The organism is Leptospira perolatii (genome assembly GCF_002811875.1).
GTDB classification, from domain to species: Bacteria; Spirochaetota; Leptospiria; order Leptospirales; family Leptospiraceae; genus Leptospira_B; species Leptospira_B perolatii.
Genome location: NZ_NPDZ01000002.1, coordinates 422,652 through 435,760 on the forward strand (window position 1 = coordinate 422,652; position 13,109 = coordinate 435,760).

At 43.5% G+C, this 13,109-nt stretch carries 9 protein-coding genes; 8 read left to right on the forward strand and 1 reads right to left on the reverse strand.

Annotated features, from left to right (window positions below):
* Positions 1-209: 209 nt before the first annotated feature.
* On the forward strand, positions 210-602 hold the full coding sequence (locus tag CH373_RS05660) for a hypothetical protein (RefSeq protein WP_100713120.1): 393 nt from the start codon (positions 210-212) through the stop codon (positions 600-602).
* Positions 603-617: 15 nt separating this feature from the next.
* Here CH373_RS05660 and CH373_RS05665 read toward each other — a convergent pair whose 3' ends face one another.
* Positions 618-1,382, reverse strand: coding sequence for an exodeoxyribonuclease III (locus CH373_RS05665; protein ID WP_100713157.1), 765 nt, complete (start codon positions 1,380-1,382; stop codon positions 618-620).
* 73 nt (positions 1,383-1,455) lie between these two features.
* Here CH373_RS05665 and hisD point away from each other — a divergent pair, with 73 nt between their 5' ends.
* From hisD to CH373_RS05700, 7 genes are all read left to right on the forward strand, one after another.
* Positions 1,456-2,745: a histidinol dehydrogenase gene (gene hisD, locus CH373_RS05670; protein WP_100713121.1), complete on the forward strand. Its 1,290-nt coding sequence runs from the start codon at positions 1,456-1,458 to the stop codon at positions 2,743-2,745.
* A gap of 19 nt (positions 2,746-2,764) precedes the next feature.
* The gene (panC, locus tag CH373_RS05675) at positions 2,765-3,616 is read left to right on the forward strand and encodes a pantoate--beta-alanine ligase (protein WP_100713122.1); all 852 of its coding nucleotides are present in this window, start codon (positions 2,765-2,767) and stop codon (positions 3,614-3,616) included.
* 63 nt (positions 3,617-3,679) lie between these two features.
* Positions 3,680-7,087, forward strand: a complete 3,408-nt coding sequence (mfd, locus tag CH373_RS05680; RefSeq protein ID WP_243393282.1) for a transcription-repair coupling factor — start codon at positions 3,680-3,682, stop codon at positions 7,085-7,087.
* Positions 7,088-7,135: 48 nt separating this feature from the next.
* Complete coding sequence (locus CH373_RS05685) at positions 7,136-7,822, forward strand: lipoprotein LipL31 (RefSeq protein WP_100713124.1); 687 nt, start codon at positions 7,136-7,138, stop codon at positions 7,820-7,822.
* Positions 7,823-7,843: 21 nt separating this feature from the next.
* The gene (locus tag CH373_RS05690) at positions 7,844-8,689 is read left to right on the forward strand and encodes an undecaprenyl-diphosphate phosphatase (protein WP_100713125.1); all 846 of its coding nucleotides are present in this window, start codon (positions 7,844-7,846) and stop codon (positions 8,687-8,689) included.
* A 40-nt stretch (positions 8,690-8,729) separates the two neighbouring features.
* Positions 8,730-11,678: an LPS-assembly protein LptD gene (locus tag CH373_RS05695; RefSeq protein WP_100713126.1), complete on the forward strand. Its 2,949-nt coding sequence runs from the start codon at positions 8,730-8,732 to the stop codon at positions 11,676-11,678.
* A 7-nt stretch (positions 11,679-11,685) separates the two neighbouring features.
* The gene (locus CH373_RS05700) at positions 11,686-13,101 is read left to right on the forward strand and encodes an undecaprenyl-phosphate glucose phosphotransferase (protein WP_100713127.1); all 1,416 of its coding nucleotides are present in this window, start codon (positions 11,686-11,688) and stop codon (positions 13,099-13,101) included.
* Positions 13,102-13,109: the final 8 nt, after the last annotated feature.

Consider the following 13,109-nt stretch of genomic DNA (forward strand, 5'->3'; position numbering starts at 1 on the left):
GGCAATTTGGAATGCATATTCTTTTAGGCTCATATTTTAGGTAAAATGTCGTAACTTCGACACTCCAATACCATAATCCGCCTCAAAATTCGGTCGATAGGTAACTAACAGAGTTTTTTTTGCGGGTAAATGAATTTTATTTGCACCGCACTAGGTCTTATTTGTTACTTATAATATACCGGAACAACCGCCGGCGTAGGAGAAAGAGCTTGCTGGATAAACTCATACAAGAATTTAAAGACCGTTTTTTCCAGACAGTCCGAGTCCCAGTGGAGGTGCATTCCCAGTCCGGGAATTTTCCAGCTACGTGGGATGGAATCGAGGGGACATCTCTCAGTTTTTCCCTGGACCGATTTCACCCGGATCCTGAAGGACAGGATGCGGTCGTTGAAATAAGAGTGCCTTTTTGGAAGGAGCCACTTCAATTTTCTGGAAAACTAATGCAAAAGAGGATGGTACGCTCGCGATCCTCGGAGAGAATTACTGATACAGTACTGATCTTTGAATCGCAGCTGACCGAGCTATTAAAAAAGCATCTTCCTAAGATCGAACTTTCAGAACCTGCAAGGCAGAAGGTAGGCGAAAGTAAAGGAAGACTTTAAGTTTAAGGCTTTAGATCATAGATTAAGATTCGCGATGAGAGGAGCATGGTCCGAAAGGATCGGCTCCTTTTTTATTTCCAAAGACTTTAAAGAATTCTTAAGTTCTGGAGTAACAAAAACATAATCGATTCTCCAGCCTTTATTTTTTCCCCGAGCACCTGCTCTAAAAGTCCACCACGAATACTCCTGTTTGTTTGGGTATAAGTATCTATAACTGTCGATCCAACCGGTCTCTAAAAATTTAGTAACCCAAGCCCTTTCTTCTGGCAGAAATCCGCTCGATTTCGCATTTCCTTTTGGATCGTGAATGTCCATTTCGGTATGAGCGATATTCACGTCTCCGCAGAGCAAAAGTTTTGGATGCTTCTTTTTTAGTTTATTTGCAATTTGCAAAAACTCGTCCAAAAATCGCATCTTTAGTGTTTGGCGAACATCTCCGGTAGTTCCCGAAGGGAAGTAGACAGTCCAAACTGCGTAATCCCCGAAATCTGCGAGAATGCTCCTGCCTTCTCTGTCGAACTCTTCGATCCCTAATCCGATGGTTACTTTTTTGGGAGCCAACCGAGTCCAGAGACCGACTCCGGAATACCCTTTTTTTTCCGCAGAGTGAAAGTGCGCGGTGTAACCTAAATCTTCCCAGATAGAGGGAGAGAGCTGGTCTGGTTGGGCCTTGGTCTCCTGAAAGCATACGATATCTGGTGATTCTGACTTGAGCATCTTTCCCAAGCCCTTTTCCCAAGAGGATCGAATCCCGTTGCAATTCAAACAAAACAGTTTCATTAGGTTACTTCCTTCCAGGAATCCCCAGGATTTTCGGGATGCGAAGAGTTCGCAAAGAAAAAAAATGGCAAGTATGGGCATTTCTATCACGATCGTAGGGGAAAAAAACCAAGCGGATCTTTCCTCGGTCTTGTCCAGGGCAAAGGAAGATTTAAGCGATACGATTCCGATCGTAAAACCTATATTGGAAGCCGTGAGAGATCGAGGAGATCTTGCGGTTCAGGAATTCACCAAAAGATTTGATGGGCTGGAAGTGGATCGCTTTTTTTACCCTGTTTCCGAATGGAAGGGGTCAGTGCCCAAAGATTTACAAGCAGCCTTGGAAAAAGCAAAGGAGAATATCCTTACATTTCATTCGGCGCAAATTCCTCAGCCTGTTGACGTAACCGTTTCAGGAAATAAATTAGGAATTCGTTATACTCCAATCGAATCTGTTTCGGTCTATGCCCCCGGTGGAAAAGCATTGTATCCGTCTACTATATTAATGGGTGTGCTTCCGGCCAAGATAGCGGGAGTTCCTCATGTTCAAATCGTGACTCCTCCCCAAAAAGGTGGATTGCCAGATGGTCTTTATGCAGCTGCAAAAGTCGCCGGCGCAGACGCAATTATTACGACCGGCGGTGCGCAAGGAATCGGAAGCGTTGCGTACGGTACAAAAACGATTCCTCGTTCTGAATTTATCATTGGTCCCGGTAACAAATACGTAACTGCCTCCAAGATTTATTTGAACGGACTCGGTGTGATTGGCATAGACAGTCCCGCTGGTCCTAGCGAGGTACTTGTGATTGCGGACGATTCTGCGAATCCGGAATGGGTGGCCGCCGATTTGCTTTCGCAGGCAGAGCACGGTGAGGATTCGGTTGCGATTCTTTGTACTGATTCTAAAACTCTGGCAGATAAGGTCGCTCTTGAAGTCGAAAAGGCTCTCAACGAAAGACCAAAGCGCGGAGAAATGAAAAGAGAATCCATAGAAAAGCACGGAAGAATATTTGTATTTTCTAATTTAGAATCTTGTGTTGCTTTTTCCAACGAATTCGCGCCAGAGCATTTGGAAATTCAGACCAAGAATTACAAAGAATTATTTCAGAAGATCAAACACGCTGGCTCTGTGTTTCTGGGGCCGTACTCTCCAGTTGCTATGGGAGACTATATTAGCGGAACAAATCATATTTTGCCTACCGCCGGAGCGAGTCGGATTTATTCCTCCTTAGGAGTGATGACTTTTTTAAAAAGAGTCACGTACCAAGAAGTCACCCAAAACTCTTTGGAAAAACTATATCCTCACGTAAAAGTGCTATCCGAGTTCGAGGGATTGGATGAGGAGCACGGAAATTCCGTAAAGATTCGTCTGCCTAAAAAATAGAATGTAAGCTGAGAAGAATATGCTTGTTTCAAAGGATCCGAAAGAAGTCACAGAAATTGTCCGTTCTTGGAAAAATAAGGGGGAGAATGTGGGTTTTGCGCCCACAATGGGTTTCCTGCACGAAGGACACTCCACTTTATTTTGTAAATCAGCATTAGAAAATTCTAAAACGGTAGTTTCTATTTTTGTAAATCCTGCGCAATTTAACGATCCAAAGGATTTCGAAAAATACCCGGTCAATACCGAAGGAGATTTAGCGATCTGTAAAGAAGCCGGAGTTTCTCTGGTCTATCTCCCGGATAAAGAAACCATTTATCCGGGGGGTGTTCCTGAAATTCAGATGAGGATTCCGTCCTTGATGAAAAATTTAGACGCTACTACTAGGCCAGGGCATTTTGAAGGAGTTTTATTGGTCCTTTCCAGATTGTTTCATACTGTGGAACCGGATGCAGCATACTTCGGAAAGAAAGACTATCAGCAATATCTATTGGTCAGAGAATTCTGTAAAATGTTGGGATTCCAGATTAGAATCATAGGCGTAGATACGGTTCGGAGTCCCGAGGGCCTGGCTCTCAGTTCTAGAAACGCAAGACTCACTGAAAAACAGAAGGAGGAATCTCTTTTGCTTTCTAGGGCTTTGCGATTGGGAGAGAATCTGATCAAAAAAGGAGAGAAAGATCCCGAAGAAATTCGAACAGTAATGCAAGACGTTCTGGATTCTTCCTCTGCGGTTCGCACGGATTATCTGGAAATTGTGGATGCCAATACGTTGGAGGATCTTTCCTTGTTGAAAGGAGAAATTCTTTTGGCGGTCGCCGCCTTTGTCGGAGAAGTTCGACTAATCGACAATCTTACGGTTCAGGTAAATTAGGAATTTATAATGGCCAAATCTGTCCAAAAAAATTTGGATTGGAAAGTTCCGTTGCTGGATTGGATGAATTCACTTCGGGAAAAATCGGAAGCGGAATTTTTAAGGATCGGATCCGTGCCTTCCTCGGCGCACTCTTTGTTATCTTGCGTTCTCAAGGAAGCCTCCGATTCTCCTATAGTAGTCATCAGTCCTACCAACACAGAAGCAGAGTTTTTGCAAAGAGAGTCGCTTAGCTTTTTGCAGGAGACCAAATCGTATTTCTATCCGGGGCAAGAGGTGCTACCTTACGAATACATGAGGTATCCTCAGGAAATGAAGAGGGAAAGGATCAAGGCGATCGCGCAGATTCTATCCGGAGAAAATGTTCTAGTATTTACTTCTGTCTCAGGATTTTTGAAAACACTGCCCGCTTCCGAAGTTCTGAAAGGAAGGACTCTTTCGCTTAACGTAGGACAGACGATCTCTTTGGAGAAAATTCTGAAGGAGTTTGTTTCGCTCGGATACCACCGTACCGATGTTTGCGAGGCATTCGGAGAGTTCAGTTTAAAGGGCGGCATCCTGGATGTTTACTCTTCTTTTTCTGCTGAGCCAATTCGAATTGACTTCTTTGGAGATGAAATCGAGTCGATTCGGACCTTCGATCCGGAATCGCAAAGGTCCTTGGCTACTTTAGATAAAACTGTTATACTTCCAGCAGATGAATACATACTTAGCGAAGAGCAAAAGGCAAAGTATAGAGAAGCGATCGCAAAAGCAGACCAAAAATTGCATTTGCCCGAAATTCCGGATTCAAATAGCGGAACCTACTTTGAGGAATTGATTCCTTTGATCCGGGAAAATACCGGAATTCTATCTTACTTTCGAAAACGACCACTTTTGATTTTTACGGATCCAAATGGAGTTAGGGAAAGGCTTGTTCAGTTGAAAAGGGAGTACGACACTCTCTATGAAAAAAGAAGTACAGAAGTTCTTTGCTCTCCTCCTGAAAATCTGCTTTCTATGGGACAGGAATTCGACGCGATCCAGAATCTGGAAGGAGTATCTTTCTCCCAGCTTCCTCCTGCAAAGGATAGAGATTTCTCTTCGCCTCTAAAAGAAACTCCCGGCTTTAAAGGAAAGATACGAGAAGTTCGGGAAAAGATTCGGCAGCTGAGAGAAGAGAGCGGCTGGAGAATCCTGCTCACTTCTTCCTTCGAAGCTCAGACGAAAAGATTGCAGGGTCTATTCGAGAAAGAAGGAATTCGTCTTTTAAATTCCGAAAACGGAGAGCCAAAGCCTATCGAGTTTCCTAAAATTTCCGCCTCGGACTCTGACGATCTGTTTTTGGTAGTTTCCGAAATCAGAAACGGGTTTGTTTGGGAAGAGCAGAAACTTTTGATACTTTCCGAAAACGATATATTCGGAAGAGAGTATAAAAGAAAAACTAGATTTAAAAAACAAAGTAGCAAGGCGATCCAAAGCTTCCTGGATCTGAAGGAAGGGGACCACGTCGTTCATGTCAATCACGGTGTGGGTAAGTTCGTAAAGATCGAAAGAGTGAACGCTGGAGGAAAGGAAAGGGATTTTCTAAAATTAGAATATCATGGAGGCGATTCTCTTTTTGTTCCCTTGGACCAAATTTCGCTCGTACAACGGTACGTAGGCGGGACCGAAAGACCAAGGCTTGATAGTCTAGGAAAGAGCACCTGGAAAAAGACAAAAGAAAGGGTGCAAAAGGCGGTAGAAGGCCTCGCGGAAGATCTCGTAAAAATGTATTCGAACAGAATCAAGCTGCAAGGATACTCTTTTCCTCCGGATACGATTTATCAGGAAGAGTTCGAGGCGGAATTTGAATACGAAGAAACACCGGATCAGATAGACGCAATCGAAGCGGTCAAAAAGGATCTGGAATCTCCAAGGCCCATGGATCGACTGATTTGCGGAGATGTGGGCTACGGAAAAACAGAAGTCGCGATTCGTGCGGCTTTCAAGGTTTCTATGGCGGGACGTCAGAGCATGCTTTTGGCTCCCACTACAATCCTTGCATTACAACATTATAATACTTTTAAAAAGAGATTCGAAAATTATCCGATTCGTGTGGAACTGGTATCTAGGCTAAAGACCGCCGGCGAGATCCGAAAGACTTTGGCGGATTTTTCCGCCGGAAAGGTGGATATGGTGATCGGAACACACGCGATTTTGTCTTCATCGGTTCACCCGAAAAATCTAGGCTTGTTAATCATCGACGAAGAGCAAAGGTTCGGTGTGAATCATAAGGAATCCATTAAGAAAATAAAGAATCTCGTCGACGTGCTTACTTTGACTGCGACTCCGATTCCTAGAACTTTGCACATGGCATTGACTGGGATTCGGGAGCTGTCGATTATTGCAACTCCTCCCAAAAATAGGCAAAGCGTAGAAACCTATGTTTTAGAAGAGGACGACGATCTGGTTCGAGATGCGATTCGAAGAGAACTGGAAAGACACGGACAAGTATTCTATCTTTATAATAGAGTGGAATCTATTGAAAGAGAAACTAAATACTTAAATGAACTAGTACCGGAAGCATCAATCGGTGTGTTGCACGGACAAATGACCGAAGACGAGATCGAAGAGACTCTACTCGATTTTTACGGACGAAAGTACGATATCCTAGTTACCACAACGATTATAGAATCCGGCATAGATATTCCGAATGTAAACACTCTTTTGATCAAAAGAGCGGATCTATTCGGACTTTCTCAACTCTATCAGATTCGAGGTAGAGTCGGACGAAGCGACCGAAAGGCGTATGCCTATCTGCTGCTGCCTAGAGACAGAGTGGTTACGGAAGACGCAGAAAAACGGCTCAATACAATTTATGAGTACCAAGAGTTAGGTTCAGGATTCAAAGTCGCCATGAGAGATCTAGAGATCCGTGGAGCAGGGAACCTTCTCGGCAAAGAGCAATCCGGCGATATTATGGAAGTAGGATTCGATTTGTATGTCCGAATGTTAGAAGAAGCGATCGCGAAAATCAAAGGCGAGGAGATTCCGATTGAAGTCAGAACAGCGATCAACTTGGAAACCAATTTCTTCATTCCGGAATCTTACATTGCGGATACTAGACAAAAAATAGAATTCTACAAAAGACTAGAGGGCGCAAGAGACCTGGCCGAGATCGAAGAGATTACTACGGAAATGACAGATCGATTTGGAGAACCACCGGAAGAAGCAAAGACCTTTTTGTCTCTAGAGAAGATCAGAACTCTAGCTTCCTCTTTAGGTTTCGAATCGGTTACGGAAATCGGAGAAGAGATTCGGATGAAATCGGGAGCTCATTTCAGGGGCAACTATGATCAAATTGTAAAGTTAATTTCTGCAAAGGTAGGTCTGACTATGAATCCGAGGGAACCGAACGTTCTGCTCTACAGACCGGGCAAAGCCTCCCAAAAGGAAAAACTCTCGAATCTGGTTTACCTATTGACCGAGATGCAGCCTGAGAAAAAGTAATGGACGTGTCAAGGGCAGTCCCTACTTTTTGATCAGGAAATTCCATAAATGAAACGCGTATTTGTTGTAATTACATTCTTCATAGCAACCTTCTTTCAAATCGGATGCGGCGATGGATCGCCGGTCATCGAGTCCCTAGACGGAACAAAGATCACTGTTAAGAATTTCGAAAAATCTTACGAAACCGCCATCGATACCTTAAGCCGTACACAAAACATAGAAAAGAAAAACATCCTGGAGTTTATCTCGAAAGACGCAGCGGAAGTTCCTGAACAAATGCGTCCTTTGAGAGACGAGTTTCAGAAAAAAACGTTCTACGATCGTTATCGTCAGATGCTGATGATCAAAATCGTCGCAGACAAAAACGGATTCACCAAAAGAGCAGATATTAAGGAAATCTTAAAGTTCCAAGAGATGCAATTGATTTCGAATCTTTACATTGCAGAACAAATCGAAAGCAAATTGAAGATCACGGAAGAAGAAGCCCAAGCAGAGTGCCAGGAGTTGCGCAAACGCAACGCAGAAGTGAACGCACTTCCGATTGATCGTTGTTTGCTGCTCGCGAGAGCTCAGATTAAGAGCCGCAGATCCGTGGAAGTTTATCCAAAAGTTTTGGAGCGCGTAAAAGAAGGCGTGACTATCAAGCATAACGATAAGTTTGATTTGGAAGCTTATTTGAATACTAAGATCGTGCTTCCTGAGTCGGAGGAAAACAAGTCCTCCGAAGGAAAATAACGAACACGTTTTAGAGGAAGTTTGGATTCTTTCCTAAACGCTCTTATCCGTAGCGTTATTGAAGCGATTACGGAATTTCTTCCGGTGTCCTCTACAGGGCACCTTTTCCTATTTTCTTCCTTCTTTCCATTTTCCGGACAAGGAACGGGAGCCGAATTCGACGATCTCTTTGATATCTTTATACAGAGTGGAGCGATTCTTTCTGTCCTGGTTTTATACCACCAAAGATTTACCAACCAGATCCGTTTTGGTGTTCGGTATCTTTTGAAAAAGGAAAAGAATCCGGAAGGGATCTTATTCATCTCTCAGATCTTGATCGGATGCATTCCGATTTTACTAGCCGGATTCCTATTGAAAGATAAACTTGATACGATCAAAGCAAGGAATGATCTATTGCTGATCCTAGGATCGGCTTGGGTGGTCGGTGGAATTTTGATCTTGGGATCGGAGGCTTGGTTTCGTAGGAGCTCCCAAAAAAAGCCACCTGAATCTGTGCACTTAAAAGATTCTATACTGATCGGAATCTTTCAGTGTTTCGCTTTGATTCCAGGAGTTTCTAGGTCCGCGGCCACCATTGTGACCGCACGCTTTCTTGGAAAGGATGCGAAGCACGCAGCTGAGTTTTCTTTCTTTTTAGCAGTCCCTGTTTTGTTGAGTGCGGGTGCTTATAAACTTTACAAATATAGAAATATCTTGAATGCCGAGAACTTGCCGGTGCTTGCCTTTGGATTTCTGGCTTCCTTTTTACTTTGCATTTTGGTAATTCGGCTCTTTATAAAATACGTTCAGTCCCATACTTTCGACGTATTCGGTGTTTACCGGATCCTTTTAGGGCTTTGCGTCATTGCATTCTACAAATTAAATTGATGCAGGCCTGAGCGGAACGGATATTTTGACTCTGATCAGAATGCGTCACTGGCTCCGCACAATCACAATTGCTCTTCTACTTCCTTGTGGGATGTGGGCTCAGTCCGCGGATCCGCCATTTCCGTTTCCTAGCTCCGAATCCAAGGAAGAAGACCAACCTAAAACGATTACCAAAACTCGGAATCGATTGCTCCAAAAGTCCATCGAAAATTTGACCGAACGGGAAGTGGACGAGCAGCTCGAAAACCTAGGACTTTCTAAAGAAGGCTCTATTTATACTCGCCGGAAAAGATTGAAGGCCGCGCTAGAAGAAGCGGAGCAAACTGCGCAGCCTGAAGTCAATCTGCCCCAGGCTCCCAAGAAGGACCTCCCACTCGTCATTGAAAATGCAGCTGAGGGAGAGCTGGTTCGCGTCGACAAAACAAAGGGCGGGGTTCTCGTATTGAGAGGTCGGGTTCGCCTAAAACTTAGGAGCGGAGTTTTAGAAGCCGAAACCATTTCGGTCGACGCAGATAGACAAGAGATTTATGCGGAAGGCGGGATCAAGTTCAACGACGGAAGAGCAAAGATCGAGGGAGATAAGTTCATATACGACTACAAGTTAGATAAAGGAGTCGTTTATCATACCAAGGGATCTATTGCACCGGCATACTTCTTTGGAGAAAAGATCAAAAAGTTAGATGATAAAAGATACATGCTGGAAATGGGGTATTTCACGGCGTGTAACGCAGAAAAACCTCATTATTCTTTCAAAGTAAGTAAGGTAGTTGTTTACGAGGACAAGACGGTACTCGCCACGAATGTCCGTTACCAGGTAGGAAGCACGACTGTATTCTGGTTACCTGTATTATATAATAGTAATTTAGGAAACGGTTGGTTGACCCAGGCTGGAAAGAATAATACCCAAGGGTTCTTTTTGCAGAATTCCTATCAATGGTCGGTGATCCCTTCCTGGTCATTGGCTCCGATGGGTTACAAGTTCCGAGCAGATTTTTACGAAAAAACCGGACAGGCGTTTCAGCTCGAAATGTGGAAGCAATCTCAAAGTTTGAATTACTTGATCGATGTAGGCTACGCAAACCACAAGAATTATCAGATTACGAACGCATTCGAGGATAGGTTTAGAAACTTAGGATTGGGAACGACCGCGGTTACGAATCAAGTAGATAGAGGCGAATTGATTCCTAACTCCGGATTGCCCTACCGAAAAATCGGAGAGGACACAGAGCCTTGGTGGAAGGCGAGGATATTTCTAAATTCAAAAACCTATAATACGGAAAAAGACGTCACCCGGAACATCTCTCTCCAGTATGAAAATTACTCCAACAGGCTTTTTGAATATGAGTACGGAAATAGATACCAGCCTAACAACTCTTTGAATTCTTTATATACTTTCCGAGATGTCCGATATGGTTATATCCGGAACACTTTAGAATGGAAGTTGGATTACGCCGAAAACAGGGGAGATCTTTCCGTAAACGTCAATATGAAGAGGAACATGCTCTTCTATCTGTTGACACCGCAGGATAAGTCTGGCTATTTTCCTACTGTAGATGTCTTGCCTTCCGTAACGGTCAAAAATTCCTCCGAGATCGGAAGACTACCTTATTTTGATGCGCCGGTGTATTGGGACGTTTATTTGACAAATACCTTACTCAGATTTTATGGAGCACCGGTTCGAGAAAAGTTAAGGGTCGCCGCTCCAAACGGAAGCTACGAAGACCCTTTCGGAGATTATAAAGAAAATCTACTCAGAACCCAAACATTTATACAAGGTGAAACAGGGTTCCGGACTGCTATGAGTCTGGGCAGCTACGTTTCGTTTTCTCCGAACGTTTATTACGGAGCTAAAAAACAATCTGCCACCTTACCGACCTCAGGTGGAACGACTCCTGCGAGTTTTACTTCTTTGGAAAGATACTTGGCGAGAGAGAGCTACCAGTACATTCGCACGAACACGAATCTTAGAATTGGAGCACCTGTTTTTTTCTTTAATGCAACTTATCGCAAATTAGAAGCTGAGAAACCGGAGCTTCAGGATCCGGTGCTTATGAAGAACCGACAACACGAAGTGGAACTTTCCCTGGAAAGTTATGCGTTCGAGAATTTTGAAATTTCTTTGAGATCCATCCGCGACCTCAGAAATTTTTCCCCGGATTATCAACCTCAGCCTACGAACAAGGAAAGATGGTATTTTACTGTCTTAAGATTTTCAGGATACGTGGACTTTTTGGAAGGGTTCAGAAAAAGAAAGGCTACTTTGCTGGAAAGGAAGAGGAGCTTTTTTACCGGAATCTTCGTAAATAACGATTTCGTTTATCACACGCCGCTCGGAAAGCCTTTGTCCAATAACCTAACTTTGTCCTATAAGCTGGGAGGGTTCCGATTCCCTTTAATTCGTTATATCCGAGAATTGGAGGCCGGAGGAACTTGGTACCACGTGTACTCTGCTCCGGCAGTGGACAATTATCGAATATTCATAAAAGCGAATATTGACATTAACAGATTCCTAGGATTCGAATCCGAGCTGGATTCAAGGGTGACCGAGCCTTGGAGATACACCGGACAAACGGATAACTACTATTATAACCGTTACGTTTTGGGTCAAGATCCCACTGCACCGTTTACCACTATGAATGGAACTCCTACAAGTTTCGGTCAGGATATTGTAAACGGAACCGGCTTAAACGGACAGCAGAGCAGACAAACTACTGCTTTGAATATAAACAGGTTTATGGGGATTTTAAGATATAATCTACACACGTGGAATTTTAGATTGGGATATAGTATGGACTTGAGGGGAGTTCCAGGTGGAACTAACGCTTCTAGCCAGGTGACCTTTTATGACCAATCCGTATTTTTTTCCGTTTCCTTGACGGACTTTACCCTTGGTCAGGAAGATACTTCTCAGCTAACGAGGGTAAGATTGTTCCGATTCAGGAAAAGGCCGTTTCAGTCGGGATATACGGAGGGCGTAAGCTCGCAGTAAGAATATTATGTTAAAAGAAAGAAGCCAAACTTTTAAACTGCTTTTCGTTTCTCTAGACTTTATCTTTTCGTTGGGAAGCTGCGTATTTGCATATTTTCTAAGATTCTATATTTTGGATCCGAGTGGAGTGGATCGACTCTATATCGATTTGCAAGGTTATATAATTCTTTCCCTTGCACTTTCTTTTATCCAGATATCAGTCTATCTTTCTATAGATCTGTATCATCCTCGCAGAGGCTTGTCCTTTGCGGATGAGTTTTTGCCGATTTTCGGAGGAGTCTTTTTAAACTTATTGATCGTTTTATCCGTGCTCTTCTTTTTCCGCGGAGATTTCGGTAGCGAGAGATTTTCCAGATCCTTCATACTTGCATTTGCAGGAACCAATATATTTTCGATCTCCTTTTTGCATTTCATAACAAGACAGATCCTAAGGTATATGCGAAAAAAAGGATATAACCTCCGCAGAGTACTCGTGATCGGAATTCGGGAAACTGCTTCCAGATTCGCGGACTCGGTACAAAGACATCAGATTTACGGGTACCAAATCGTTGGCTATGTCGGAGGAGAGGAGTCTAAGCCGATCCGAAAGGAAATGAAAATACTAGGAAAGGCTAAAAAGTTCGAAAAGATTTTACTCGAAGTCAAGCCGGATCTGGTTGTCTATGCGATGGGACATACCGAAGGTGATTTTCTACAAAACGTATTAGATTCTTGTGATACAGAAGGAATTGATCTAAAAGTAATTCCGGGATTTCAAGAGTTCATAAAGGCGAAAGGTAGAGTCGATGAGATGGACGGGTTGCCCGTCATTTCCATCCGTAATATTCCGATTCGCCTGGGTTATAACAGATTTTTAAAGCGGATTTTCGATATCGCCTTCTCGCTCGCGTTTATTACTTTATTTTCCCCGTTTTATCTGCTGATGGCGCTGGCGATCAAACTCACTTCTGCTGGACCGATTTTCTATTTTCAAGAGAGAGTGGGTTTGGATAGTAAAAGCTTCAATATGTTCAAATTCAGGACCATGGTCACTCAAGAAAAGTCTCAGTCGGAGACCACTTGGACGGTCCAGAATGATCCTAGGGTCACCAAAATTGGTAAGATCCTCAGAAAGCTCTCCCTTGACGAAACTCCTCAGTTTTTTAATGTGCTCTTGGGAGATATGTCCGTGGTCGGACCCCGTCCGGAAAGACCACATTTTGTAGAAAAGTTCAAAAGCGATCATCGCCATTATATGAGAAGGCACGCTGTCAAAGCCGGTATTACCGGCCTCGCCCAGGTAAAGGGTCTGAGAGGCGATACCTCGATTGAAGAAAGGATCGCGGCCGATATCTACTATATAGAGAATTGGACATTCTGGTTGGATATCAAGATCATTCTACTGACTCCGTTCAAGGGAGTAATGGATAAGAATGCGTATTAATTGGAAGG